Below are 24,857 nucleotides of genomic sequence, written 5' to 3' on the forward strand. Positions count from 1 at the left end.
GCTCCGCCCTCAAAGCGCCTTGCTTCGCACTCTGCTCGCTTAATAACCAAATGCCAAGGATGTTTAAGTGTGTTTACTGTTTATCTAGCCGAAACGTGCTCCATGGGGCAAAGGGTTGCACCTAGGGGACTTCGGCCACAAATTTCAAAACCGAAAATTTATGTCCAAAGTCCTCTAGGCTCCACCCTTTAACCGCCCCACTTCCGCACTCTGCTCGCTTAATAGCCAACTATCAAGGATGTTTAAGTGTGTTTACCGTTTATCTAGTCGAAACGTGCTCCATGGGGCAAAGGGTTGCACCTAGAGGACTTCGGCCACAAATTTCAAAACCGGAAATTTATGTCCAAAGTCCTCTAGGCTCCACCCTTTAACCGCCCCACTTCCGCACTCTATCTCCTTTCACCCACTCCCACAATATGCTAAAATGAATTTACGATTAATCGGAAGGGGAACAGCGTACATGTTAAAAGTATTTAATACGCTCACACGGCAAAAAGAAGTGTTCACACCCATTACCTCTGGGATCGTGAACATGTACGTCTGTGGGCCAACCGTCTACAATTACATTCACATTGGGAACGCGCGCAGTGCCATTGCCTTTGACACGATTCGCCGTTATTTCGAATATAAAGGGTATCACGTCAACTACCTCTCCAACTTTACGGATGTTGATGACAAAATGATCAAAGCTGCTAAGGAAGCCAATACCACGGTGCCAGCCATTGCCGAAAAATACATCAATGCCTTTATGGAAGACACCAATGCATTGAACATCGAACCGGCAACCAAGCATCCACGGGCAACCGAAAACATTAAGGATATTATCGCCTTTGTTCAGGCACTCGTTGCCAAAGGCTATGCGTATGAATCAGAAGGGGACGTTTACTACCGGGCCCGGAAATTTAAGGACTATGGCAAGTTGTCCCACCAAAACATCGATGATCTGGAAGTTGGCGCGAGTCAGCATACGGATCCTGAAGAAGTTGCTCGCAAGGAAGATCCCATTGATTTTGCGCTTTGGAAGGGTGCTAAAGCTGATGAGATCTCTTGGGATTCGCCATGGGGGAAGGGACGTCCAGGCTGGCATATTGAATGCTCAGTCATGGCCACTAAATACCTGGGTGATAACTTTGACATCCATGGTGGCGGTCAGGATCTGACCTTTCCGCACCATGAAAATGAGATTGCCCAAAGTGAAGCCAAAACCGGTGAAAAGTTTGCAAACTATTGGTTGCACAATGGGTTTGTGACCGTTGGCGACGACAACGAAAAAATGAGTAAATCACTCGGTAATTTTGTGATGGTACATGATTTACTCAAGACTGAAAATCCGCAAGTACTGCGGTTCTTCATGGCAACCACCCAGTATCGGCGGCCAATTCAGTACACCCAAGCAAACTTGGAAGATGCTAACAATAACTTGAAGCACCTGCAGACAGCGTTCAATAATTTACACTACCGGTTGGACGATGCTGAAGAAGGCAATGATCCTAAGACGGAACAAGAGATTCACCAGATCGAAGCTGATTTTGTTGATGCTATGGATGACGATTTTAACGTTCAAAACGGGATTGCTGAAGTGTACGAGTTAGCAAAACTTGCTAACGTCTACGCTGAACGGCCAGTTGTCTTCAAGGACAGCATTGCCTTTATCCTAAAGACGTTAACGGAGTTAGTTAACATTTTTGGAATTCAATTGGCTGCTGAAAGCTTAAACGATGACGGCATTGAAGCCTTGATCCAAGAACGAATCGACGCCCGGAAAAACCGTGATTTTAGCCGCAGTGATGAAATTCGCGAACAACTCAAGGCCCAGGGCATTATCTTAGAGGATACGCCGCAGGGGACCCGTTGGCATCGCGAAAAATAGGAAGGAACAGTATGAGCGAGGAAACACAAGGAGATTATCAGCAACTCAACGGAATCGCATTAGCCTACATGGGCGATGCCATCTATGAAGTTTTTATTCGGCGTCACTTAATCGAGGCAGGCTTAACTAAGCCGACCAAGTTACATCACCAAGCCACAAATTACGTGTCAGCAAAGGCCCAGGCAGCGCTGATCGATAAAATGACCAAGGATGCAATTTTAACGGAAACGGAACAGGATTATTTTCACCGTGGCCGTAACGCCAAAAGCTACACTCACGCTAAAAACACCAGCGTGCTAACGTATCGGGTATCAACGGGGTTTGAAGCTCTGTTTGGGTACCTTTATCTCAGTGACCAGATGGATCGGCTCAACTGGCTGGCACACTGGTGTATTGAACAGGTTGAATCAGGGAGTTTAGTAAATGAAGACTAATCATACAAAACCAGAACAAAAACAAGCACAGCCAGACACCGACACAGAGGAGCAGACCGACTTTATCATCGGCCGGCACCCAGCTGTTTCGGCGTTAAAGAGTGACCAAGATATTAACAAAGTCTTCATTCAAGAAGGTCTTAAAAACGACATCATTGGCGATATTGTGAAGTTGGCCAAAAAACGCAAACTGATCGTTCAGATGGTGCCAAAGACAAAGCTGGAGCGACTGGTGCCCGGTGAAAATCATCAGGGAGTTGTTCTAGCTGTTGCTGCTTACCACTATGCAACGATCGACGACCTGTTTGACAACGCTGCTAAGAGTGAACAACCGCCGTTTTTCTTAATTCTTGACGATATTAACGATCCGCATAATCTCGGGTCCATCATGCGAACGGCGGATGCTGTTGGCGCTCACGGCATCATCATTCCAAAACGGCGCGCCGTTGGGTTAACCTCAGTCGTTGCTAAAACGTCGACGGGGGCCATCGAATACATGCCGGTTGCGCGAGTGACTAATTTGGTAAACACCGTCAAGGAATTAAAAGATCGTGGCCTATGGATCTTTGGCACTGACATGGCTGGCACCGATTACCGGCATTTCGATGCTAAGGGACCGGTCGGCATCATTATTGGAAACGAAGGCAAGGGCATTTCACCATTGCTCAAAAAGTCAGTGGATGAAATGCTGACGATTCCAATGGTCGGCCATGTGCAAAGCTTGAATGCTAGTGTGGCTGCAAGTCTGCTGATGTATCAAGCCTTTCAATCCCGGAATCCGCTATAGGCGATTAGAATTGAACAGTTGAAGCGTGGGGAAGCAGAAATTCGGTCAGAATTTTTGCTTCTTTCGCTATCTTGATTAGTTTGATAAAAAATTAAGGGTAACCCGAAAGTAGGTGAGTAGATGAAAAAAGATATTTTAATCGTCGATGCGTACAACATGATTGGTAACTGGCCTGATCTGAATCGGCTGAAGCAAGCTAATCGCATGGAGGACGCCAGAGACCAGTTATTGGCCACGCTGTCGGAGTATCGTAAGTATTTAAAAACCACGATCATTGTTGTGTTTGACGCGATGTACGTTCCAGGGATTTCGCAAAAATATGATCACTATGGGTTACAGGTCGTTTGGACCGGGCAGGACGAGACCGCGGATGAATACATTGAGGCGCTGACTAAGGAAAAACAGACCCGATTTACACAAGTCACAGTTGCAACGAGTGATCAGGCGGAACAGTGGACGATTTTTTCAGAGGGCGCGCTTCGGATCCCAGCAGGGGAACTCCTGACCGATATTAACCGAACCCGCAAGGAAGTTCACACGCAAGCGGTCAAGTATGCTGACCTCGGTCAGGTACGTCGGTCGCCTTGGAGTCAAGGCCAGTTGCTGAAACTTGAAAAATTACGTGATCACCTCGGAGACGATCCTTCGAAAAAATAAGGCCAATGTAAAGATTATGTAAAGGTTAGAGATACAAATGATTATTGGTATAGTCCAGATGCCGCATAACTGCTGATTATGGGACAGTTAAGCCGCGACATTGGTTCACCTTTACAATTGAATCAAACCCAGTGTGTTCGCTTTCAATCCCACTGCTGCTTGCTATAGTGAAGCCATTAAATTCACAACGGAGGCAGCAGCATGGACTATTCAAAGCTAACGGACTGGCAGTTAGTTGCAATGGCGAAGGACAGTGACGTACAGGCATTTAACGAAGTAGCAGGTCGGTATCGGCCGCTGATCATTAGTATCCATAGCAAGACACAGGCCCTGGACCTTGATTTTGACGATTGGTTTCAAGAGGGGATGCTGGTGCTTTGGAAGATCATTGGCCACTTCAACATTGCCCGAGAACGTGCTTTTGGATCGTATTTGAAGCGGGCACTGATCAATCGACGCCGTGATCTGATCAGACGGGAAAACGCCCTGAAACGCAAAGCAGACGAGCCGTTGCTTTCACTCGATTCATTTGGTGATGGGATGTCGATGACGATGATGGATGCGTTGGCGTTGCCGGATGACGTCGCTATGGTGCGGGAAAACAACATTGTTGTGTTACGGGACCTGTGTTCGAAGCGTGAACGCGCGCTAGTTGTGTTGACGATCCTTGGGAAAAATGATGAGGAGATCATGGCGCTGCTGCACATCGATAAAAATCAATTACACAACACCCGCGAACGTGTCAGGCAGAAATTTCATCGCTAAACGTGTATAATAGTCTTATTGGTGTTTGACTGTGATTCTTGTGCATGATAGAATCAAGTTTGCTATAAGGAGGTGTTCTCGTGGCTCAAAGAAAAGTTGCGTTAGCATGTTCTGTTTGCGGATCACGGAACTATACAATTCCCGCCAATCCCAACCGAAAAGTAAGACTAGAAGTTAATAAATATTGTAAGTATTGCGGTAAGCACACGTTGCATCGCGAGACCCGTTAGGCTCACGATGCACGGTGCATCAGGAGGTTCCTATGCGATTTTTTAGATTTTTAGTAGCGGTCAAAGACGAAATGAAGCAGGTGTCTTGGCCAAACGCTAAACAAACTCGAAAAGATGTCAGCAGCGTGCTTTGGCTCGCGATTTCAATGGCCATCTTCTTAGGGTTGGTTGATTACTTGGTTCAAGCAGGACTGAAGATATTAGCTTCATAAATTCAAAATTTATGATATAATAGTTTTGTTGAGAAACTTCGCGCGTTGTCGAAGTTTTTTTATTTTGACTTAATTTTGATAGTAAACAGGTTTTAACGAGAGGATGACAACACACATGGTTGAATCAGCTGAAAAGCAATGGTACGTCTTACATACCTATTCTGGTTACGAGAACAAGGTGAAGATGAACTTGGAATCACGGGCCCAATCCATGGGAATGGCCGACTTTATTTTCCGGGTCGTCGTTCCAGAAGAAGAGGAACGCGAAGTTAAGAACGGTAAGGAAAAGATCAAGATGGACAAGACCTTCCCAGGCTACGTTCTGGTTGAAATGGTCATGACTGACCAAGCTTGGTACATCGTCCGGAACACACCAGGTGTTACCGGCTTTATCGGGTCACATGGGCAGGGGTCAAAACCAACGCCGCTGTTGCCTGACGAAGTTGACCTAATCTTGAAGCGCCTTGGGATGAGCAGTCGTCACGAGGACCTTGACGTTGACGAAGGCGATACGGTCAAGATCGTTGACGGCGCCTTTTCTGGTTTGGAAGGTAAGATCACCGAAGTTGACCATAAAAAGATGAAGCTCAAGGTCAACATCGATATGTTCGGTCGTGAAACCAGTACCGAACTGAACTTTGACCAAGTGGATCCCGTCGTTTAAAACAGTTATTGTCGGGTTTGAAACTCAGATTATCTGAGAAAAACCTTGGCATTTGTAATGAGTTGTGGTAACTTGTATGAGTATGCGTTGCATACAATGTGGGAGGAGAAATCAGCTCTCCATTTACCACAACACGGACTCAAGGAGGTATGTCTCGTGGCTAAAAAAGTAGCTAACATTGTTAAATTGCAAATTCCTGCGGGTAAAGCAACACCAGCCCCTCCAGTTGGACCAGCATTGGGCCAAGCCGGAATTAACATCATGGGCTTTACGAAGGATTTCAACGCTCGTACTGCCGATCAAGCTGGGATGATCATTCCAGTTGTCATTACGGTATATGAGGATCGTTCATTCGACTTCATTACCAAGACACCACCAGCCGCCGTTCTTTTGAAGAAGGCTGCCGGTGTTGAACATGGTTCAGGCGAACCTAACACGAAGAAGGTTGCTACGGTAACCAAGGCTCAAGTTAAGGAAATTGCTGAAACCAAAATGCAAGACCTAAACGCCGCTGACGTTGAAGCAGCTATGCGCATGGTTGAAGGTACTGCTCGTAGCATGGGCTTCACTGTAGAAGGTTAATCCCAGCTATTAACACTACGGATACTTTGTTAAAACAAATGTATCAAGTGGGAGGACAATCCGTTATCACCACATTTGCAAGGAGGAAAACACAATATGGCTCATAAAAGAGGTAAAAACTATCAAGACGCTGTCAAGAATGTAGATGCTGAAAAGCTTTACACCATTGAAGAAGCGGTTGATTTAGTAAAGAAGATCGACTTTGCTAAGTTCGATGCTACCATCGAAATTGCAATGAAGTTAAACGTAGATACGAAGCAAGCTGACCAACAATTACGTGGTGCCGTTGTTTTACCAAACGGAACTGGTAAAGATCAGACTGTTATCGTGTTTGCTAAGGGTGACAAGGCTAAGGATGCCGAAGCTGCCGGTGCTGACTTTGTCGGCGACGACGACTTAGTTGCTAAGATCCAAGACGGCTGGTTGGACTTTGACGTTGCCATTGCAACGCCAGATATGATGGCCCAAGTTGGTCGTTTAGGTCGGGTTCTTGGACCTAAGGGCTTAATGCCTAACCCTAAGACTGGGACTGTTACCATGGACGTAACGAAGGCTGTTAACGATTCTAAGGCTGGTAAGGTAACTTACCGGACTGACCGTGACGGTAACGTTGCTGTTCCTGTTGGTAAGGTATCATTCGATGCCGACAAGTTGGTTGAAAACTTGAAGACGATTGCCAACGTTGTGATCACTGCACGGCCTGCTGCCGTTAAGGGGACATACGTTCAACACGTTTCTATCGCTTCAACCTTTGGCCCAAGTGTTAACGTTGACGTTACCACTCTGTAAGCCAACCCGTTAAATTGAAAAATCCCATGTTGACTTTTAACTGAGAATCAAGTATTCTGGTTAAGTTGATGTTTGTTCTGCCCAAGACTCAGGTGGCGAAAGCCTTAATTTACCTGCCGAGGAAGAGTTTCAGGTTTATCCTGACTTTCTCTCTATGTCTGGCGGACATAGGGATTTTTTATTCCCAGATAAAATAACAGGAGGTGACATTAATGAGTAAAGAAGCTATCGCAGTTAAAGCACAAGCTGTTGACGCCGTCGTTGAACGTTTCAACGCCGCTACCTCAGCTGTTGTGGTTGACTACCGTGGTTTAACCGTTGAAGAAGTCACCGACTTACGTAAGCAATTACGTGATGCTGGTGTTTCAATGAGCGTTATCAAGAACAAGATCTTGACCCGTGCCGCTGACAAAGCTGGTTACGAAGGTCTTGAAGAAGTCTTCTCTGGTCCTACAGCCGTTGCATTTTCTGATGAAGATGCGATTGCACCTGCTAAGATCTTGAAGAAGTTCGCTGATAGCCACGACGCCCTCTCTATTAAGGGTGGGATCATCGAAGATAAGGTTGTTTCCGTTGACGAAATTAACACTTACGCTACGATGCCAAGTCGTGAAGAATTGTTGTCAATGCTTGCTAGTGCATTGTCAGATCCTATGCGTAAAATTGCTCGTGCCGTTAAGGCAGTTGCAGATAAAGGCGAAGGCGACGCAGCCTAAGCTCTACTACTAAATCCCAATTATTGGAGGAAAATATAATGGCTTTTGATAAAGATTCCATCATTGCTTCATTAAAAGAAGCATCAATCTCAGATTTAAACGACCTTGTTAAGGCAATCGAAGAAGAATTCGACGTTTCAGCTGCTGCTCCAGTTGCAGTTGCTGCTGCAGGTGCCGATGGTGGCGCTGCTAAGGATTCATACGATGTTGAATTAACTGAATCAGGCGACCAAAAGGTTAAGGCTATTAAGGCCGTTCGTGAAATCACCGGTCTTGGTTTGAAGGATGCTAAGGGGCTTGTTGACTCAGTACCTTCAGTTATCAAGGAAGGCGTTACTGAAGACGAAGCTAACGACATCAAGGCTAAGCTTGAAGAAGTTGGTGGCGTGGTTACTCTTAAGTAATTGCGTTTTAAAAGATCCCGTTATGGGGTCTTTTTTTTGAATATTAAGATAAAAAAGCGTCTGAGGATTAACTCAATTCCTCGGACGCTTTTTTTATTTACAATTGATTCTCTAAGACACGCACGATAAAAGTAAGCAGTAGATAACCGACCGTATTCAAATCAACTCTAAAATGATTTACGATTACCTCATCAAATAAAATTGGTGAGGTAATTTTTTATGACTGAAAAACCTGATATTGTTCAAATTCGCATGGGTCAAACGCCACAGTCGCAACCAACGGTTACGACGAAAGCAATGCACATCAAAGTCGGCACCAACAAATCTGTCATTATCTACAATCACATTAATGGTTATATTTTAGATGCATTCCTAAAGGCGGTGTTTAGCGATGATAATCGACCAAAATAAGCTTCATCAGATCTTTCTGGTCTGCGGAAAAACAGATTTAAGAAAAGGAATTGATGGTCTAGCTGGGGTGGTTCAAGATCAATTTGATTTGGACCCATATAACAGCGCGTTATATTTGTTCTGCGGGAGTCGTAAAGACCGATTCAAAGCACTGTACTGGGATGGTGACGGATTCCTGTTATTATACAAACGAATTGAGAATGGTCGACTCCAATGGCCAGTTGATCAAGCTGCAATTCGTAAGCTAAATCCCAAACAGTTACTTCGTCTCCTGAGCGGGTGGTCGCTGGAGTCGACCATTCATCAAGTGACCCCACCGGGTCACAAAAAATAGCTTTTAAACCCGTTTAGCGAGTGGTAAACTCATTTCAACAACTCTTATATACGGAAAGGAGTGAATGCGATGGCTAAGCACGTAAAAAATATTGAAGCCGAACTAATTCGACAGAACACTGAGCTAAAACAAGAAGTGCACGAACTAAAACAGACGATTCTACTTCTGGAAGAACAGGTGGCATTTTTAACCAAAAAGATCTATGGCCAAAGCTCTGAAAGAATTAATTCTGATCAATTGTCATTATTCGGACAAAGTGGTGTTTTTACCGAACCAGAGCAAACTGGGAACCAAAGCGAAGAGACCTACCAAGTAATAACCAAGATCAGGTCGAAAAAGAAGACACGCAAACAAACAATCAGTCCTGACCTGCCGGTTCAGGACGTTTTAATTCCATTCGATGCCAGTCAGTGTCCTCACGGACACTCTGACTGGCTCATCGTCGGCAAAAAATTTGTCCGCCAAGAAGTCTGTTACGAACCGGGACGCCTGTACGTTAAAAGAATCTACATAGAAACTGGCACCTGCAGTGAATGTGAAAGACAAACTGGCCTTACTTATATGTTTCAGAGCCAGGCGCCGCATGGTTTATTAGCCCATAGTCCATTGTCAGCATCGCTGGCAGCGCATGTGATCAGTGACAAGTTTCTGTTAGATCTGCCCTTGTATCGACAACAAAGAGCCCTTAAACAGGGCGGCTTTAATGTTTCAGAGGGGACCTTAGCTAATTAGATCATCAAAACTAGCCAACTGATAGAACCATTGTATGGTCTGATCCACCGAGAATTAATTGCCCGTCATCACCTTCAAGGTGATGAAACACCAATCCAAGTTATTAACGAGCCTGGTCGGGCAGCAAAGTCAAGATCTTACATGTGGGTCGCGACCATCCCTTTGAAGCTAACCAATCGGATTGTGTACTATGCTTATAGCCAGACCAGAGCTGGTTCATTCGCGCAGAAACAACTCTATAGCACGTATCAAGGCGTGTTACAATGCGACGGATATGCGGGCTATAATCTGCTTGGTGATCAGGCAATCAAGCGCGTCGGCTGTTGGGCGCACGTCCGGCGAAAGTTCAAAGATGCGTTTGATGCCGATAAACAGTACGTTGAAACACCCTTGCGATTGATCAACAGCATGTTTCGACTCGAAAAGACCTGGCAACACTTTTCTCCACGAGTACGCCAGCGACGTCGGCGTAGTAAAATAAGACCGCTTTTAAAACAGTTCTGGCAGTGGGTCGATCACTATGACGGGCTAGCTAAGTCCCGACTAGGTAAAGCCGTGACTTACGCGGCTGATCAACGCATGTATCTGAGCCGAATCGTGAACGATGGAACCATGGACTGGAGCAACAACACCGCTGAACGAACGATGAAGAGTTTAGTGATTGGTCGAAAGAACTGGCTGTTCAGTACTAGCCCAGAAGGTGCTAGATCAACAGCAATTTGGATGACAATTGTCGAGAGTGCCAAGGCCAATCACATTGATCCGACGAAATATATCGAATATATTCTACTCGGAGTTGCGCAACTACCAACTTTCCCAAAAAAGGAACAGTTAGCAGCTTATTTACCATGGAATTTCAAAGAATCCGATCTTGAGGCAGTCAAAAGAGCGCAAGCTGGAGTACTAATTCCTGATAAGAACGAAGACAAGAACGCATCATAGTAAGAAGCCTGGTATGTCTCAAAGAACGAGACATACCAGGCTTCTTTTTATATTTGTGATGAAATCGCAGTATTCAATACGGTCAGTTATCTACTGCTTACCGATAAAAATGCAGTTTTATGGTTCTACTGTTTTGAAAATTAAATCCACCATCTCGCTAAGATTAGTGTCTTGATGGTTGGGATTAGTCTTAAATGCATTATTGGTTTCGTTCATTGTGAAGCCCACAAACACTGACATTAAAGTCTTTGTATACAGGTCGATTGTTGTCTCATCAGGAAGTATATCTTGTAACAATCGAATTAGAATTTGAATAACATCTTGGAATGCTGCAGTTAAGTCAGCAGATTGGTCTTGAGCCGGTAAAAAAAGCAGTCGATTCAAGTGAAGATGATCCATACAAAATTGATGAAAGACTTTAAAGTACATATTAATTGCGTCTCGTCCGGATAAACCTAGCATGCCCTCTAATAATTCTTGCTTCAGGGATTTAAAAAGTGAAATACTCATTGCTATTCGTATCTCACCTAAATTATTAACATGATTGTATAGGGACTGTGACTTGATTCCCAAAGACCGTGCTATTTTCGGCATCGTAAGGCTATCAAGTCCATCTTTATTACCAATGTTTATTGCGGTTTCTGTGATTGCTGTCATGTTGATATCGCGTCGTGTCATTATTGGTTCACCTCAACACAATTATATTCCTAGAGATGATAATTTACAATTACAATAAGTTGTAGTAAACTGCATATTGGATTTAAAAACTACATTATGTAGTTTAGGAGGAATATAATGAATCGATCAAATGAATTACTTGATGTACATGGTAGAAAATATAATCGCATGTTGCTCGTTTTGTCGTTATTACTAGGTAGTTTTACGACTTTTATGACAGTCACAATGTTGATCAATGCATTTCCAAGTTTAATGAATGATTTTAACGTTTCGGCAGATACTGTTGAATGGTTAACGAATGGAACAATGCTGGTTATGGGAATCATGGTGCCGATAAGTGCCTTTTTAATGAATCGTGTATCAACAAAAGTCCTTTACCTTTCGGCGATGGCACTATTCATTGTTGGTTTATCTTTGAGCGCTGTGGCCACTAATTTTACAGTGCTGCTAATTGGACGCCTTGTTGCAGCGATTGGAACCGGAATTACGGCGCCACTTGTTCAAACAACGCTTCTAACGATATACCCAGTAAATGAACGTGGCATGGCAATGGGATTGAATGGTTTGATTGTCGCACTTGCACCTGCTGTGGGTCCTACGCTTTCAGGATGGCTATTGCTTCATTATTCTTGGAGAATGTTATTTTTATCAGTTTTACCAATTGCAATAGTAGTTTTCCTTTTGGCACTTTTTTCAGTTAGAGATGTTTTGGAGAACACGCATCCCAGCCTGGATATCGTGTCGATCATTGAATCTTCTGCTGGATTTGGTTTGTTACTTTATGCTTTTACGGAAGTTGCTACCTGGGGTTGGGAGAATTCAAAATTTTACGTCTATCTCGTTATTAGTCTTATTTTGATTTATCTATTTGGGTGGCGTCAATTTAAACTAGACAAACCAGTTTTAGACTTGTCGATTTTAAAGTCGGGTCGATTCTTATTGACCACCATTATTGTCGCCATTAACTATATTGCCATGGTCGGTATTGAAATGGTGTTCACTTTGTATATTCAAACTATCAGAGGGGAGTCAGCTTTCCATGCTGGGCTACTACTATTTCCTGGCGCCATTGCTGTCGCTATAACGTCAATGATTTCTGGCCGAACATTTGATAAGGTCGGTGCAAAAGGAATGGGATTAGCAGGCTTTATTTTAATTATCTTGGGTGGATTATCAATGACAAAGTTAGATAGTTCTTCATCGCTCATTTATATTATGGCTATTTACGCAGTGCGAATGATTGGTATTGGGTTGGTTTTAATGCCAATTACGACAGCTGGTATGAACTCTCTGACTATCGATAAGATGAGTCACGGCACAAGTATTAATAATACTTTCCGGCAGGTTGCTGGTTCGATTGGTACAGCTGTATTGATGAGTATTTTAACAAACGAAACTAAATCCAACATGCCTGTAAAACATGTGCTTACAAGAACACCTTTGTTATACAAGCGCCTTGCTGAAACTGCCGAACTAAAAGGGTATCATCTGGCATTTTTGTTTTGCGTATTTTTCTGCGTGGTGGGCGTTGCTTTGGTGCTGTTTTTACCTAACGATAATTCCGTTAAGGAGGGGTGATCATGATTATTTTGTTTCTCTTAATAATGATTGTACTATTCTGTTTCAGCACAATCATGCTTTTTAAGAATAAATATTATGGGGGATTAGCATTAATCAGCTTAATTGCAGTCTGTGGGTCGCTTTGGCTAATCTATAAAAATGATAATGATAATTTAGGCATGCATTTAAAAACTGATACGACAAAAGTTGAGTTAGATAGTAGTTATGCTAGTCCGATTCCAATGATTGTTTATAAGCAACTTGGAACTACTCAAAACATGAGTGAGCGTATTTATCTGTTTAAACCAAGTGTGTATGGCACACTAAAGAAAACGAGCCAATCCCATTTTCATATTAAGGTTGTGGATTCTAATAAAAAGGAAAAATCAGCCAAACTCATGACTCAAACTCGCCGATATGAATACAAAAACAAGTTGTGCCATATTCTTTTCTTAGGGAGTACTACGAATCGACGACAGTCTTCAACTTATACTTTTGAAATTCCCCAAAACTGGTTAGTTGTGGAAGTAAAACAAGCGAAGTTGTTACCAGAAATGATTAAACGGGAACAATCAAAAGTGAAGGTTAAAGTAAATGCATATATCAAAACCGAAGTTCAAAAAAAGGTTATGCAGGCGGTGAAAATGCAGGCCCCAGAGCTGGTTGCATCACAGTTAAAGCAGGCTATTGAAACCAATCCATCTTTATTAACCAATCAAGCTTCCTATAACCAGGAAAAGCGTATTATCACGGAAAAAGTCACGTCAGAATTAAAAGTTAAAACAATGAAGCAGGTTAAAAATAACGACTTGCCGGAAATTAAGCAGCAGGGTAAAGCATATGGTAAGCAATTGTTGATTAAGTCGTTAAAGCAGGAGCTGGGCTCATGATCTTTGAGCGATAAGTGCCATCATTTTTATTGTTCCAAGGAAAGGTCACTGCTGGTCTATTTTGTGGTTGGGTTTAATATAGATAACGAAAAGCTCACAATATTAGGTTGTCAATATGCTACAGGGTGATAATACCAATCTATAAATACCTTAATTTATGAAATGGTGAATTCACTTAGAAAGTGATTTCATTTTGTTAGAATATAGTTTCAATGTTAAAGCAGTTTAAACCCAGAATAATGTGAGGACGATTGATAAAATTAACATTGACTAAGAATAAGTCGAAATCAGCACGATACCAGCAATAATTAGATAAAATTAAAGGTGAGATCATATCACTATTGCACGTAAAACAACCGTTGCGTTGTGCTGAAAGGAAGCCACACCCATGAAAATTTATGTATACAATGTTCGTCCCGATGAGATTGCGTTTATCAAAGATTGGCAGGCCAATCATCCAGATGTTGAGCTGGCAATGACTGAAGACTTCCTGACAGTCGACACGGTGCAAAAAGCTGAGGGGTCCACAGGCATTTCAGCCCTACAGACGATCCCGTATCCGCGTGAACTCTTCAAAAAAATGGCGGCCATGCAGATTACTTTCCTGGCTTTACGAAACGTTGGTGTAGACAACCTTGATCGGCAAGCAGCCAGTGACTATGGCATCAAGATCAGCAACGTTCCCGCTTATTCACCATATGCCATTGCTGAATTTTCCGTCACCCAGGTATTGAATCTGTTACGACGGACGAAATACATTGCGCAGCAACAGTTAGCTGGTGACTTCCACTGGTCACCTGATTTTATGGGTCGTGAGCTGCGTAAGCAAACTGTTGGTGTCATTGGCACCGGCCGAATTGGACGGCACGCAATGGTCATTTATCAGGCATTTGGTGCAACGCTAATGGCATATGATCCGATGATTGAAGCGGGGGAGCATGATGGCGTGACATATGTCTCAAATCCTGAGGCTATTTTTAAAACTGCCGACATCATTACGCTGCATGTCCCAGCGGTGAAGAGTAATTATCACCTCATCAATGCCGAGACACTGAAGCTCATGAAACCAACCGCTATTATTGTGAATACGGCTCGGGGTGCTTTGATCGATCTGGACGCACTGCAGACCGCGTTAGCTAATCATGAGATTGCGGGTGCGGCACTGGATGCATTTGAAAATGAAACAGCTGCGATGCAGCAGTACAACACCACCGAAAAATTAACCGATCCGCAGTTGATTGCACTTGGGAAACTACCTAACGTTCTGTTGTCTCCACACATGGCCTTCCACACGGACGTGGCAGTGACGAATATGGTGAATGGGTCTCTGAATAGCCTGCTGGAGTTCGGTCGTCAAAACCGGGCAGAGTTTCAGGTAGAATAATTAAAAAACGTCTAAAAAACGGTCACCGAGAATCTATCGGGCGACCGTTTTTAAATTAATTTGTATATTTGTTCGGCAACGTGTGCGCAAATTGGTCGAAGAACGTCACAATTTCTGCCAGTGAGTCAGAACTCAGATACAGCTGTCGATTCTCCGCTGGCGCAAACCCGGCATCATAGCTATTTTCCAACATCGCCACCATGGGATCGAAAAAATGATCAACATTGTAGAGTACAATGGGGGCTTGATGCAGATCCATCTGGCTCCAAGACAGTATCGAGTTAAACTCTTCTAGAGTACCGAACCCGCCAGGCAATACAATGAACGCATCACAGAGTTGCATCATTTTCGTTTTCCGCTCATCCATGGTTTTTGTTTCGATAAATTCAGAAATATTTTGGTCGCTGATCCCGCGCTGAATCAAAAAGCGGGGCATGACACCAATAATCTTTCCGTTGCGTTCAGCGGCCGCTGCGGCCACTGTCCCCATGAGTCCTTTACTGCCGCCACCATAGACCAGTGTGTCGCCGTGGTCCGCGATGTATGTTCCAACGACTTGGGCTGCGTCAGTGAAGTGCGCGTTTAGCCCGTGATTTGAGCCGCAAAAAACGCCAATATTTTTACCAGATGCTGTCATGTGCAAGCCTCCAAATAGTGAGGGCCTCAATTGAAACTTCAATGCGCCCTGTTTTCAATAGCTTACGTTTATCACAAACAGAATGCAAGGTGATGTGATTGATCTTAAGGTTACTTTTGAAGCGTTAACTAAAAGGCCGTTGATTTCTTAAAACAGGCGGTAGACCGTCTTTAACTTCATAGACGGCTGATGAGACCTTTAGCAGCAATCAAAGCTGATAACGGTATTTTAAACGCTTACATTCAATGATAAAAAAGAACTCGAGGATTTCCTCAAGTTCTTTTTTGAACGCTCATTTAAATATCATAATCAGAATCATTCATTGCTTCAACATTCCCCAACAGATACCCGTTCCCAACCTGTGAGAAGAAGTCGTGGTTAGCCGTTGAAGTTGAGATCCCGTTCATGACGATTGGATTGACATCTTCAGCTGTATCTGGGAAGAGGGGGTCTTGCCCAAGGTTCATCAAAGCCTTGTTGGCATTGTAGCGGATAAAGGTCAACACTTCATCCGTCCAGCCGACTTGGTCGTACACGAGGTGGGTGTATTTTTCTTCGTTCTCGTACAGTTCGTACAAGAAATTATACATCCAATCTTTGATTTCCTGCTGTTCATTTTCGCCCATTTGGTTGTACCCTAACTGGAATTTATAGCCAATGTAGGTGCCGTGAACAGATTCGTCACGCAAAATTAATTTAATGATCTCAGCGACGTTTGGCAGCTTATTGTGACCCAGATAGTAGAGTGGGGTAAAGAAACCGGAATAGAACAAGAAAGTTTCCAAGAACACGTTCGCAATCTTCTTCTTGAGCGGATGATCATCATCGTGGTAGAGATCACGAATACGGATCGCCTTGTTTTGCAGGAATTCCTCCGAATCACTCCAGTCAAAGATCTCATCGATTTCATCCGGCGTATTTAACGTTGAGAAAATGGATGAGTAACTCTTGGCATGAATGGATTCCATGAACTGGATATTGTTTAAAACAGCCATTTCATGTTGCGTCCGCGTATCCTTTCGTAAGGAAGCCATTCCATCTTGGGACTGCAGGGTGTCCAGCAAGGTGAGCCCGCCAAACACGTGACCGACGACCCAACGGTGCTTATCGTCAAGTTCCCGCCAGTCATCTAAATCGTTAGACAGCGGGATCCGCGTGTCCAACCAAAATTGTTCGGTTAATTTTTCCCAGGTTGCCTTGTCGATCTGGTCATCGATGGCATTCCAGTTTATTGCATGGTACTGCTCAGTCATAGTGGGACCTCCTTTGTATAGTTGACTAAATAACACAACTTTCACACTGGTTTGCACCGATCTCATTATCATCGTCGGTGAAGGTCCGAACGTAGTAAATGGACTTGATGCCTTTCTTGTAGGCATAGTTCCGTAAAATACTCAGATCACGCGTGGTCATCTTATCGGTTCGGCCATCCTTCCATTCATATAAACCAGCTGGAATCGTTGAACGCATGAACAGCGTCAAACTCATGCCTTGGTCGACGTGCTTTTGCGCAGCGGCGTAGACGTCGATCACCTTACGCATATCGGTATCGTAGGCTGATTTGTAGTAGGGCATGGTGTCGTTTGACAGGTATGGTGCTGGGTAATAAATATTTCCGATCTTCTTTTCTTGACGTTCTTCGACCCGGTTAATGATGGGATGTAAACTAGCGGTTGTATCATTAATATACGAGATTGAGCCGTTCGGTGCAACTGCCATCCGGTTTTGGTGGTAGAGGCCATCGGTCATGATTGCCTGTTTCAAGGCTTCCCAGTCGGCCTTTGACGGCACAAAAATACCTTCAAAAAGTCCCTTGACCTTGTCAGATTTTGGTTCGAAATCTTGGCTGCCGTCTAAATACTGGTCAAAGTAGGTGCCGTCAGCGTAAGCGCTCTTGTCGAATTTGTAGAAGGATTCATGACGTTCCTTCGCAATTTCGTTTGACGCCTTCAGTGTCCAGTAGTTGAGCAGCATAAAGTAGGTGCTGGTGAATTCCAGAGAATCTTCATCACCGTAGTTCATGTGGTTCTTGGCAAAGTAACTGTGCAGCCCCATGGCACCCAGACCAATCGTGTGTGACAGGTGGTTCCCACGTTGAATGGATGGGACAACATCAATGTCTGAGTGGTCTGTAACGAAGGTCAAAGCACGGACCATCGTTTCAACGGAGTGGCCAAAGTCAGGGCTTGCCATTAAGTTAACGATGTTGGTTGAGCCAAGGTTACATGAAATGTCGCGCCCCATGGTACTGTATTCTTGCTTATTGTTTACGGTTGACGGGGTTTGAACCTGCAAAATTTCTGAGCACAGGTTACTCATGACGATTCGACCGTCAATGGGGTTGGCCCGGTTAGCTGTGTCAATGTTGATAATGTAAGGGTAGCCGGATTCCTGTTGGAGTTTCCCAATTTCAGTTTCCAGTTCCCGTGCCATCATCTTCTTTTTGCGGATGTTTTTGTTCGCCACCATGTTGTCGTATTCTTCAGTAATGTCAACATAGGAGAATGGCTTGCCGTATTCGCGTTCCACATCGTAGGGACTAAAGAGGTACATCTCTTCGTTGTCTCGGACGAGGTCGTAAAATTTATCTGGTACGGTGATGCCAAGGGATAACGTCTTTAACCGAATCTTTTCGTCGGCGTTTTCCTTCTTAGCAGAGAGAAAGGCGACGATGTCTGGGTGAAAGACGCTCAAATAAACGACACCGGCACCTTGACGTTGACCCAACTGGTTAGAGTAGGAGAAACTGTCCTCCAACAACTTCATCACTGGGACGACACCGCTTGCTGCGCCCTCAACGTGCTTGATAGGATCGCCCGCACCACGCAGGTTTGAGAGGTTGATACCGACACCACCGCCGATTCGAGACAGTTGAAGAGCGGAGTTAATGGTTCGACCAATGGTGTTCATGTCATCGGTAGACTGGATCAAGAAACATGAAACAAGTTCCCCACGTTGCTTTCGACCAGCACTTAAAAAACTGGGCGTTGCTGGTTGGTAGCGTTGGTGAATCATTTCATCAGCAAGATCCATGGCCAGCTTTTGGTCACCGTCTGCGAAGTACAGCGCGTTCATTGCAACCCGGTCAATGTAGTTTTCCAGATATAAATCGCCGTCATTTGACTTCAATGCATACTGCGCATAGAACTTGTAGGCTGCCATAAATGACTTAAAGTGGAAGTTTTGCGACTTTAAATAAGCGTACAACTGTTCTACGAAATCAAAGGGATACTGGTTTAAAAAGTCAGCCTCGATGTAGTCGTTATCGATCAGATAATCGAAACGGGCACGGAGCGTCTCGAATTGTTTCGTATTTGGCTTCACATTTTGGGTTAAGAAGGCGTCTAAGGCTTCCTGATCCTTGTTCAATGGAATTTGACCATTGACTGGGATATTGATCTCGTTGTTGAGGTCGTAGTAGGTCACGTCGGTAAGATCTTTCAGGGACATTTGGTAAACTCACTCTTTTCTTTGGTTGATTAGTTCGGTAAAATAGATTAGTTAGCGTCATGAGTCGATAAGAATAGAAAAGTGACGATTCATTGGTATGCATCGTCACCTAAACGCGGTTCAATTATATCGAAACTAAACGGCCAATTGTTGGAGCTTAGCGGGTTGGAATCCGCTAAACTGAAGATCGCCGTTGGCTTCAACGACGGGTAAGGATTGAAACCCGTTTTCCTTCAGGTAATCAATGTATTGGGGTTCCTCATTGATGTTTCTTTCATCAAAGTCAACGTGGTGTTCCGTGAGAAAACGCTTTGTCATTTTGCATTGCATGCAGTTGTTTCGTGAATATACAGTTACTTTTGCCATTCCTATCACACTCCTATGTGCTATGTAGCTTGTTAATAATTAGAGTTTACACCAGATATAGAAAATAGCAACTATTCCAACACCATATTTAGTACATTTACGACCTGTGTCTCGCCGAAAGGGCGTGCTCACTGAATTTTAGTAAGTAAATTATATTTGTGTGTCAAAACGGGAGCACTGGTCAAATTTGTAAGAAGGAGGTAACGGATTGAGAGCTGACGATGAAACATATATGAACGCAGCGTTAGATGAAGCACGCAAGGCAGCCTTGATTGGTGAGGTGCCGATTGGCGCTGTTGTGGTGCATGAGGGTGTCATTATTGGTCGCGGGCACAATCTGCGCGAACACAGTCAAGATGCGGCTGACCACGCAGAAATGATCGCCATTCGCGAAGCCAACGCAGCGTTAAATAGTTGGCGCTTGATCGACTGCACGCTCTACGTCACGTTAGAACCCTGTGTGATGTGCAGCGGAGCCATCATTAATGCTCGAGTCGATCGCGTGGTGTTCGGTGCCCGTGATCCGAAGGCTGGCGGGACGAAAAGTCTCTATGAAATTCTGACTGACGACCGGTTGAATCATCAAGTTGAGATTCAGGAGGGCGTGTTAGCGGATGAGGCAGGGCAGCAGCTCAAGACATTTTTCAAGGCTACGCGCAAGCGACACAAACGGGAACGACAAGAAAAATCGCGTCGTGCGTTAAATCAAGACTAGCGTTCATTTCACATCTGTGTTATTCTAGTAATTGCCGTAAGGCCTTGAAGCAAGGGCGGACTAACGAATCGTGTCAGGTCCGGAAGGAAGCAGCACTAAGTTTGCTCTGCTTTGTGCTTCAAGTTGATATGATCTTAAACGAGAGCTGGCTCATCCATTTGGGCTGGCTCTTTTTCTTGCAATGCGCGTCAAATTTGGGCCCATTATGTTTCGATTAAGTCTGGGATGGATTGCGCGCATGAGTAGAATTTTTACCCTAAACACTATATAATGAAAGTTCAAGAAAAAAACTAAGAGGGAATGTAGTCATGAGTTACCAAGCCTTATACCGGGTGTGGCGGCCGCAGCGATTTGACGAAGTGATCGGTCAGTCGCTGATCACCCAAACGTTAAAGAACGCGATAAAAACGCATCAAACAAGTCATGCTTATTTATTTGCCGGCCCCCGTGGGACTGGTAAGACGTCCATGGCGAAAATTTTTGCGAAGGCTGTTAACTGTCCGAACCAAAAAGATGGTGAGCCCTGCAACGACTGTGAGATCTGTAAAGCAATCACGCAGGGGACACTTAACGATGTTATCGAAATCGATGCGGCTTCCAACAACGGGGTTGAAGAAATTCGCGACATTCGTGATAAAGTGAAGTACGCGCCGACGGAAGCCGAATTTAAAATCTACATTATTGATGAAGTGCATATGCTGTCAACAGGGGCCTTTAATGCATTGCTGAAGACGCTGGAGGAACCACCGGCAAACGTGATCTTTGTGCTCGCAACAACTGAACCGCACAAGATTCCAGCAACCATCATTTCTCGGACACAACGGTTTGATTTTAAACAGATTCAGGCCAAGGATAGTCTGGATCGAATGACCTATATCTTGAATGAAAAACATGTGACCTACGATGAAGAAGCGTTGAAAGTCATTGCCAAAGCGTCCGAAGGTGGGATGCGGGATGCCCTTAGTATCCTGGACCAAGCCATTTCGTTTGGTGATGATACCGTGACGTTGGACAACGCGCTGTTAGTGACTGGTTCGGTGCGAAAAAAACTCCTGGTGCAGTACTTGGATCAGGTGGCCGATAATGACACGCAGCAGGCTCTCGTTACGATTCAGGATGTCCTCGCTGATGGGAAGGACCCTGAGCGGTTTACCGAAGATTTGGTTAATTTGACCCGTGATTTGCTGCTATACCAGCAATCGCCGGAATTAGTTGCCGAGATCGAATTGGATCAGGTCGATGATCAATTTAAGACCTTAGCCACGAAATTGTCACCGCAACGGTTATACGATATGATCGATGCCCTGAATGACATTCAACAACAGATGCGATTTACGACTCATGAGGACGTTTATTTGGAAGTCCTCACGGTAAAATTAGCTGGTATTAGAGGTCAACAGCCGGTTGCCAGCCAACCAGCCGTTTCAGCAACTCCAACTGACCAGGACGTCATCACGCAGTTGCAACGCGAGGTTCAAAGCCTCCAACAGACGGTTTCAGCGCTTCAACAGCAACCAGCTGGAACCGCACCAGCTGCCGTGCAGCCACAAGCACCGGCGCAATCTAAACCGGCTCACCGGGCGGGCACGTTCCATATTAATTTGGAAAAGATTTATCCGATCCTTGGTTCAGCAACCCGGACCGCTTTATCGGACTTGCAAAGTAATTGGCCGGAGTTGATTCAGTACTTTGATAGTCCGCGAAAGCGTGCCATGATGAAGATTGCAAAACCCGTTGCGGCAAGTGACCGTGGTGCGGTGATTGCCTTCGATGACAGTTTTATTGTCGAGCGGGCGGATGATGACAACTCATTTAAAGACGATATTGAAAATGCACTTGACCGCGAAACGGGTCACGTGCCGGATATCGTTTTTGTCCCAACTGGTGAGTGGCCGACGATTCGTAAGAATTATCTGAAACAGCACAAGGTGCATCCAGAAGGTGAGCCTGAGGACGATTCGTCAGCGGCTGTTGAGACACAGGAAACACAATCAGAAGACCAGCAGCCAGAAAACGACCAAATGGTGAGTGAGGCACAACAGGTCTTCGGTGAAGATATCAGCGATATAATAGAAGTTAAACAAGATTAATAAAGGTGGTTAACACAATGATGCGTGGTATGGGCAACATGAATAACATGATGAAACAAATGAAGAAAATGGAAAAACAACTGGCAGAAGAACAAAAGGTCATGGAGGCCAAAGACTTCACCGGCGTTTCTCCTGACGAGATGGTGAAGGTTACCTTTGCTGGTAAGCGGGTCATGACTGACATGACCATTGACCCTAAAGCTATCGATCCAGATGACCCTGACATGTTAAGCGACTTGGTCCTTGCCGCCGTTAACGATGCGTTGGGACAGATCGATGTTGAAGGTAAGCAAACGCTGGATAAGTACAGCAACGGGTTACCAAAGTAGGTAAGACAAGCAGTTAAATCGAGGTTAGAACATGCAATATCCAGAACCTATCGCCCAACTGATCGATAGTTATATGAAACTTCCCGGCATTGGCCAAAAGACGGCGACCCGGTTGGCATTTTTTACCATTGATATGAATGGCGATGACGTCACCCGGTTTGCAAAGTCGTTGATCTCCGCCAAACGGGACCTTCATTTCTGCTCGATTTGCGGCAACATCACGGAATCTGATCCCTGCGACATTTGTCAGGATAAGACGCGTGACCAGAGCCAGATCCTGGTGGTCGAACAGGCCAAGGACATCATGGTGATGGAAAAAATGAAGGAGTACCACGGGTTATACCACGTGCTTAACGGGGTATTATCACCAATTGAAGGCAAGGGGCCGGAAGACTTAAACATTTCTAGTCTCTTGAAACGCCTCCAAACGAACGAGGCAGTTAAGGAAATTATCATTGCCACTAACGCGAATCCAGAGGGTGAAGCTACTGCGATGTATCTGTCACGGCTGATCAAGCCGGCAGGCATTAAAGTGACCCGACTCGCACATGGATTGTCAGTGGGTACCGACATTGAGTACGCGGATGAAATGACGCTGTTCAAAGCGGTTGAAGGGCGTACTGAAATGTAACGAAGGGACGTGTCACAATGTTTGGGTCACGAAAGCAAAAAATTCGGCAAGAGTTTGATAACAAACTGTTATCATCGATTGATTTGGCAAAACAAGAGTGGGATCACACGAAGGAAACCGAAGAAGCGGTCTCGGATGTGGATGAAGAGATTACAGCACAAACGGTCCTGGCTCGGCAGAAATACCTGTTTTTGTACCGGGAAGCAAGGCTGAGGAAGGTGCATGGACAGAGGATTCAGTCTTCGGTGTTTGATTATTAGAGAGCGTGGAAGAAGGCGGTTAAGGGGCAGAATGTAAGGGATTTTTGCCAAAGCCCCTTACATGGCCGCCTCTTGCCTTCTGGAACGCGTTTCGGCACGGAGGCCAAGAAAGACTGTAGCAAGGAATTCACAGAGGCAAAAAGAGTTGAATCCAGGTTGTGGCTTCAAAGCCAGAGTTGGCATACGCAGGATCCCTCTGCTTGGCAGAAACGCGTTTCGGCAATATAACAGTAATGCTCGTCGCCGCTCAATCGCTGGTGACTCAACAGACAAATTGTTAGGTAGTTTACAATACACAAGTCAATAGTAAGACCAAGCCCCGACATGTTATTTCGGGGGTTAGTCTTATTGTTTGGTCTTTTTTAATCAGTTGTCGCTGGCTTTAGGCTTTAGTAGAGTGGTATTGGAAATGAACGGGTTGTAATTTTGCTGAGCAGGATCCACACTTGCGCGTTAGGTTGAGTTTTGCTAAAGTCCCGGTCAACGTAGTGGCGTTGCTAATTTGGCGTCTAAACGTGTTCCAGGAAGCAGGGAGCTCCTGTGTAAGGGACTCTGACAAAAATTTCAGGCCCAAAAATTTCTGTCAGAGTCCCTTACACTCCGCTCCCTAAACGCTTCCTTCCACACTCTCCCAGTTGTACAACCCCCGCGAATCAAGTACAATAAATCTAAATCAAAAAATTGGAGTTAAGACCATTGTCCGGATTATTTATTTCATTTGAAGGCCCTGATGGCGCTGGAAAAACCACCGTTTTAGAGGCCGTTACCAAGACCGTAGGCGCACAGTTAGGCGATCAGCTGCTGGTCACACGAGAACCCGGCGGCAACCAGATTTCTGAAGCCATTCGGGATATTATTTTAAATCCTGAAAATACAGAAATGGATCCACGAACTGAAGCGTTATTGTATGCGGCAGCTCGACGTCAACATTTAACTGAGACGATCTTGCCGGCGCTTCGACAAGGGAAAGTGGTCCTCTGCGACCGCTACGTTGATAGTTCAGTTGCCTATCAAGGCGCTGGTCGTCAAATCGGTGAACAGGCTGTTTATGACATGAACACGTTTGCGACAAATGGACTGTTGCCTGATTTGACCTTGTATTTTGACGTCCCATCAGAGGTCGGGATTGCGCGAATCAAGGCCCATCGACAAGATGATGTTGATCGGCTTGATCAAGAGGCGCTAGCGTTTCACAAACTGGTTCGGGCGGGGTACCTTCGTTTACGGGATGCATACCCAGAACGAATCACGACCGTGGATGCAACGCAACCCCTAAATACCGTTATTCAGACCGCTACCGACTTGGTCAACCAGGCAATCGCGAACCGCTAACCATAG

The 24,857-nt window shown here is 44.8% G+C and carries 28 protein-coding genes, 1 other RNA gene, 1 pseudogene and 1 other annotated feature; of the genes and pseudogenes, 25 read left to right on the plus strand and 5 right to left on the minus strand.

The genetic code is table 11. The features are described 5' to 3' along the window. The first annotated feature begins 460 nt into the window (after positions 1-460). From cysS to tnpC, 15 genes and pseudogenes are all read left to right on the plus strand, one after another. Positions 461-1,870 carry a cysteine--tRNA ligase gene (gene cysS / locus AYR61_RS09235; RefSeq protein ID WP_065902731.1) on the plus strand — a complete coding sequence of 470 codons (1,410 nt, stop codon included), beginning with the start codon at positions 461-463 and terminating at the stop codon, positions 1,868-1,870. Between the two features lie 11 nt (positions 1,871-1,881). Beyond that, the gene (locus AYR61_RS09240) at positions 1,882-2,304 is read left to right on the plus strand and encodes a Mini-ribonuclease 3 (protein ID WP_054712626.1); all 423 of its coding nucleotides are present in this window, start codon (positions 1,882-1,884) and stop codon (positions 2,302-2,304) included. Beyond that, positions 2,294-3,091: a 23S rRNA (guanosine(2251)-2'-O)-methyltransferase RlmB gene (gene rlmB, locus AYR61_RS09245; protein ID WP_082409423.1), complete on the plus strand. Its 798-nt coding sequence runs from the start codon at positions 2,294-2,296 to the stop codon at positions 3,089-3,091. Before AYR61_RS09240 ends, rlmB begins: the two co-directional genes overlap by 11 nt. Before the next feature lie 120 nt (positions 3,092-3,211). Further along, positions 3,212-3,748, plus strand: a complete 537-nt coding sequence (locus AYR61_RS09250; RefSeq protein WP_054712623.1) for an NYN domain-containing protein — start codon at positions 3,212-3,214, stop codon at positions 3,746-3,748. A gap of 201 nt (positions 3,749-3,949) precedes the next feature. Next, positions 3,950-4,513 carry an RNA polymerase sigma factor gene (locus tag AYR61_RS09255; RefSeq protein WP_054712620.1) on the plus strand — a complete coding sequence of 188 codons (564 nt, stop codon included), beginning with the start codon at positions 3,950-3,952 and terminating at the stop codon, positions 4,511-4,513. A gap of 80 nt (positions 4,514-4,593) precedes the next feature. Then, positions 4,594-4,743, plus strand: coding sequence for a 50S ribosomal protein L33 (rpmG, locus tag AYR61_RS14915; RefSeq protein WP_082409422.1), 150 nt, complete (start codon positions 4,594-4,596; stop codon positions 4,741-4,743). A 32-nt stretch (positions 4,744-4,775) separates the two neighbouring features. Next, complete coding sequence (gene secE / locus AYR61_RS09260; protein ID WP_054712617.1) at positions 4,776-4,955, plus strand: preprotein translocase subunit SecE; 180 nt, start codon at positions 4,776-4,778, stop codon at positions 4,953-4,955. Between the two features lie 115 nt (positions 4,956-5,070). Continuing rightward, the gene (gene nusG, locus AYR61_RS09265; protein WP_065902733.1) at positions 5,071-5,619 is read left to right on the plus strand and encodes a transcription termination/antitermination protein NusG; all 549 of its coding nucleotides are present in this window, start codon (positions 5,071-5,073) and stop codon (positions 5,617-5,619) included. A gap of 156 nt (positions 5,620-5,775) precedes the next feature. Next, positions 5,776-6,201 carry a 50S ribosomal protein L11 gene (gene rplK / locus AYR61_RS09270; protein WP_056946227.1) on the plus strand — a complete coding sequence of 142 codons (426 nt, stop codon included), beginning with the start codon at positions 5,776-5,778 and terminating at the stop codon, positions 6,199-6,201. A 96-nt stretch (positions 6,202-6,297) separates the two neighbouring features. Further along, positions 6,298-6,990 carry a 50S ribosomal protein L1 gene (rplA, locus tag AYR61_RS09275; RefSeq protein WP_065902735.1) on the plus strand — a complete coding sequence of 231 codons (693 nt, stop codon included), beginning with the start codon at positions 6,298-6,300 and terminating at the stop codon, positions 6,988-6,990. A 62-nt stretch (positions 6,991-7,052) separates the two neighbouring features. Then, positions 7,053-7,179: a sequence feature (ribosomal protein L10 leader region), on the plus strand. Between the two features lie 23 nt (positions 7,180-7,202). Next, positions 7,203-7,706, plus strand: coding sequence for a 50S ribosomal protein L10 (gene rplJ, locus AYR61_RS09280; RefSeq protein WP_054712608.1), 504 nt, complete (start codon positions 7,203-7,205; stop codon positions 7,704-7,706). A 38-nt stretch (positions 7,707-7,744) separates the two neighbouring features. Continuing rightward, complete coding sequence (gene rplL / locus AYR61_RS09285) at positions 7,745-8,110, plus strand: 50S ribosomal protein L7/L12 (protein ID WP_054712605.1); 366 nt, start codon at positions 7,745-7,747, stop codon at positions 8,108-8,110. A 219-nt stretch (positions 8,111-8,329) separates the two neighbouring features. Beyond that, entirely contained in the window at positions 8,330-8,521 is a 192-nt protein-coding gene (locus AYR61_RS09290; protein ID WP_054712986.1) for a hypothetical protein, read from the plus strand. After that, a complete protein-coding gene (tnpB, locus tag AYR61_RS09295) occupies positions 8,502-8,855 on the plus strand; it encodes an IS66 family insertion sequence element accessory protein TnpB (RefSeq protein WP_054712984.1) in 354 nt (117 codons plus the stop codon). The genes AYR61_RS09290 and tnpB overlap by 20 nt, the downstream gene beginning before the upstream one ends. A gap of 69 nt (positions 8,856-8,924) precedes the next feature. After that, positions 8,925-10,529 (plus strand): annotated as a pseudogene (tnpC, locus tag AYR61_RS14920) (IS66 family transposase). Positions 10,530-10,646: 117 nt separating this feature from the next. Here tnpC and AYR61_RS09310 read toward each other — a convergent pair. Next, positions 10,647-11,207 carry a TetR/AcrR family transcriptional regulator gene (locus AYR61_RS09310; RefSeq protein ID WP_054711482.1) on the minus strand — a complete coding sequence of 187 codons (561 nt, stop codon included), beginning with the start codon at positions 11,205-11,207 and terminating at the stop codon, positions 10,647-10,649. A gap of 117 nt (positions 11,208-11,324) precedes the next feature. Between AYR61_RS09310 and AYR61_RS09315 the strand changes: the two genes are divergently transcribed. From AYR61_RS09315 to AYR61_RS09325, 3 genes are all read left to right on the plus strand, one after another. Then, positions 11,325-12,785: an MDR family MFS transporter gene (locus tag AYR61_RS09315; protein WP_065902740.1), complete on the plus strand. Its 1,461-nt coding sequence runs from the start codon at positions 11,325-11,327 to the stop codon at positions 12,783-12,785. 2 nt (positions 12,786-12,787) lie between these two features. Further along, complete coding sequence (locus tag AYR61_RS09320; RefSeq protein ID WP_065902742.1) at positions 12,788-13,657, plus strand: DUF4811 domain-containing protein; 870 nt, start codon at positions 12,788-12,790, stop codon at positions 13,655-13,657. Positions 13,658-14,045: 388 nt separating this feature from the next. Then, complete coding sequence (locus AYR61_RS09325; RefSeq protein WP_054711476.1) at positions 14,046-15,041, plus strand: D-2-hydroxyacid dehydrogenase; 996 nt, start codon at positions 14,046-14,048, stop codon at positions 15,039-15,041. Positions 15,042-15,096: 55 nt separating this feature from the next. Here AYR61_RS09325 and AYR61_RS09330 read toward each other — a convergent pair whose 3' ends face one another. The 4 genes from AYR61_RS09330 to nrdH form a co-directional block, all read right to left on the minus strand. Beyond that, positions 15,097-15,678 carry an LOG family protein gene (locus tag AYR61_RS09330; RefSeq protein ID WP_065902744.1) on the minus strand — a complete coding sequence of 194 codons (582 nt, stop codon included), beginning with the start codon at positions 15,676-15,678 and terminating at the stop codon, positions 15,097-15,099. Positions 15,679-15,974: 296 nt separating this feature from the next. Continuing rightward, positions 15,975-16,931: a class 1b ribonucleoside-diphosphate reductase subunit beta gene (nrdF, locus tag AYR61_RS09335; protein ID WP_054711469.1), complete on the minus strand. Its 957-nt coding sequence runs from the start codon at positions 16,929-16,931 to the stop codon at positions 15,975-15,977. 25 nt (positions 16,932-16,956) lie between these two features. Continuing rightward, the gene (gene nrdE, locus AYR61_RS09340) at positions 16,957-19,128 is read right to left on the minus strand and encodes a class 1b ribonucleoside-diphosphate reductase subunit alpha (RefSeq protein WP_056987566.1); all 2,172 of its coding nucleotides are present in this window, start codon (positions 19,126-19,128) and stop codon (positions 16,957-16,959) included. A 135-nt stretch (positions 19,129-19,263) separates the two neighbouring features. Then, entirely contained in the window at positions 19,264-19,494 is a 231-nt protein-coding gene (gene nrdH / locus AYR61_RS09345) for a glutaredoxin-like protein NrdH (protein ID WP_054711467.1), read from the minus strand. A 208-nt stretch (positions 19,495-19,702) separates the two neighbouring features. Here nrdH and tadA point away from each other — a divergent pair, with 208 nt between their 5' ends. The 7 genes from tadA (at position 19,703) to tmk (ending at position 24,851) form a co-directional block, all read left to right on the plus strand. Beyond that, positions 19,703-20,209: a tRNA adenosine(34) deaminase TadA gene (gene tadA, locus AYR61_RS09350; RefSeq protein WP_225356473.1), complete on the plus strand. Its 507-nt coding sequence runs from the start codon at positions 19,703-19,705 to the stop codon at positions 20,207-20,209. 36 nt (positions 20,210-20,245) lie between these two features. Then, positions 20,246-20,345: signal recognition particle sRNA small type (ffs, locus tag AYR61_RS09355), an RNA gene on the plus strand. 172 nt (positions 20,346-20,517) lie between these two features. Further along, the gene (gene dnaX / locus AYR61_RS09360; RefSeq protein ID WP_065902749.1) at positions 20,518-22,299 is read left to right on the plus strand and encodes a DNA polymerase III subunit gamma/tau; all 1,782 of its coding nucleotides are present in this window, start codon (positions 20,518-20,520) and stop codon (positions 22,297-22,299) included. Positions 22,300-22,316: 17 nt separating this feature from the next. Then, positions 22,317-22,628, plus strand: a complete 312-nt coding sequence (locus tag AYR61_RS09365) for a YbaB/EbfC family nucleoid-associated protein (protein ID WP_054711459.1) — start codon at positions 22,317-22,319, stop codon at positions 22,626-22,628. A gap of 31 nt (positions 22,629-22,659) precedes the next feature. Then, positions 22,660-23,259, plus strand: coding sequence for a recombination mediator RecR (gene recR, locus AYR61_RS09370; RefSeq protein WP_056987565.1), 600 nt, complete (start codon positions 22,660-22,662; stop codon positions 23,257-23,259). A 17-nt stretch (positions 23,260-23,276) separates the two neighbouring features. Beyond that, the gene (locus tag AYR61_RS09375) at positions 23,277-23,519 is read left to right on the plus strand and encodes a YaaL family protein (RefSeq protein WP_065902751.1); all 243 of its coding nucleotides are present in this window, start codon (positions 23,277-23,279) and stop codon (positions 23,517-23,519) included. Between the two features lie 696 nt (positions 23,520-24,215). Next, a complete protein-coding gene (tmk, locus tag AYR61_RS09380; protein WP_054711450.1) occupies positions 24,216-24,851 on the plus strand; it encodes a dTMP kinase in 636 nt (211 codons plus the stop codon). Positions 24,852-24,857 lie beyond the last annotated feature (6 nt).

This window comes from Secundilactobacillus paracollinoides (assembly GCF_001702155.1).
Classification (GTDB): Bacteria; Bacillota; Bacilli; order Lactobacillales; family Lactobacillaceae; genus Secundilactobacillus; species Secundilactobacillus paracollinoides.

What these genes read in the sequence shown, in the direction of transcription:
- AYR61_RS09320 (WP_065902742.1), top strand. Translation starts at nt 12,788, where the DNA reads ATGATTATTTTGTTTCTCTTAATAATGATTGTACTATTCTGTTTCAGC.
- recR (WP_056987565.1), top strand. Translation starts at nt 22,660, where the DNA reads ATGCAATATCCAGAACCTATCGCCCAACTGATCGATAGTTATATGAAA.
- AYR61_RS09330 (WP_065902744.1), bottom strand. Translation starts at nt 15,678, where the DNA reads ATGACAGCATCTGGTAAAAATATTGGCGTTTTTTGCGGCTCAAATCAC.
- AYR61_RS09315 (WP_065902740.1), top strand. Translation starts at nt 11,325, where the DNA reads ATGAATCGATCAAATGAATTACTTGATGTACATGGTAGAAAATATAAT.
- nusG (WP_065902733.1), top strand. Translation starts at nt 5,071, where the DNA reads ATGGTTGAATCAGCTGAAAAGCAATGGTACGTCTTACATACCTATTCT.
- secE (WP_054712617.1), top strand. Translation starts at nt 4,776, where the DNA reads ATGCGATTTTTTAGATTTTTAGTAGCGGTCAAAGACGAAATGAAGCAG.
- rplJ (WP_054712608.1), top strand. Translation starts at nt 7,203, where the DNA reads ATGAGTAAAGAAGCTATCGCAGTTAAAGCACAAGCTGTTGACGCCGTC.
- rlmB (WP_082409423.1), top strand. Translation starts at nt 2,294, where the DNA reads ATGAAGACTAATCATACAAAACCAGAACAAAAACAAGCACAGCCAGAC.
- AYR61_RS09240 (WP_054712626.1), top strand. Translation starts at nt 1,882, where the DNA reads ATGAGCGAGGAAACACAAGGAGATTATCAGCAACTCAACGGAATCGCA.
- AYR61_RS09365 (WP_054711459.1), top strand. Translation starts at nt 22,317, where the DNA reads ATGATGCGTGGTATGGGCAACATGAATAACATGATGAAACAAATGAAG.
- tnpB (WP_054712984.1), top strand. Translation starts at nt 8,502, where the DNA reads ATGATAATCGACCAAAATAAGCTTCATCAGATCTTTCTGGTCTGCGGA.
- cysS (WP_065902731.1), top strand. Translation starts at nt 461, where the DNA reads ATGTTAAAAGTATTTAATACGCTCACACGGCAAAAAGAAGTGTTCACA.
- AYR61_RS09255 (WP_054712620.1), top strand. Translation starts at nt 3,950, where the DNA reads ATGGACTATTCAAAGCTAACGGACTGGCAGTTAGTTGCAATGGCGAAG.
- dnaX (WP_065902749.1), top strand. Translation starts at nt 20,518, where the DNA reads ATGAGTTACCAAGCCTTATACCGGGTGTGGCGGCCGCAGCGATTTGAC.
- AYR61_RS09375 (WP_065902751.1), top strand. Translation starts at nt 23,277, where the DNA reads ATGTTTGGGTCACGAAAGCAAAAAATTCGGCAAGAGTTTGATAACAAA.
- AYR61_RS09310 (WP_054711482.1), bottom strand. Translation starts at nt 11,207, where the DNA reads ATGACACGACGCGATATCAACATGACAGCAATCACAGAAACCGCAATA.
- AYR61_RS09325 (WP_054711476.1), top strand. Translation starts at nt 14,046, where the DNA reads ATGAAAATTTATGTATACAATGTTCGTCCCGATGAGATTGCGTTTATC.
- nrdF (WP_054711469.1), bottom strand. Translation starts at nt 16,931, where the DNA reads ATGACTGAGCAGTACCATGCAATAAACTGGAATGCCATCGATGACCAG.
- AYR61_RS09290 (WP_054712986.1), top strand. Translation starts at nt 8,330, where the DNA reads ATGACTGAAAAACCTGATATTGTTCAAATTCGCATGGGTCAAACGCCA.
- rplA (WP_065902735.1), top strand. Translation starts at nt 6,298, where the DNA reads ATGGCTCATAAAAGAGGTAAAAACTATCAAGACGCTGTCAAGAATGTA.
- rplL (WP_054712605.1), top strand. Translation starts at nt 7,745, where the DNA reads ATGGCTTTTGATAAAGATTCCATCATTGCTTCATTAAAAGAAGCATCA.
- nrdE (WP_056987566.1), bottom strand. Translation starts at nt 19,128, where the DNA reads ATGTCCCTGAAAGATCTTACCGACGTGACCTACTACGACCTCAACAAC.
- AYR61_RS09250 (WP_054712623.1), top strand. Translation starts at nt 3,212, where the DNA reads ATGAAAAAAGATATTTTAATCGTCGATGCGTACAACATGATTGGTAAC.
- nrdH (WP_054711467.1), bottom strand. Translation starts at nt 19,494, where the DNA reads ATGGCAAAAGTAACTGTATATTCACGAAACAACTGCATGCAATGCAAA.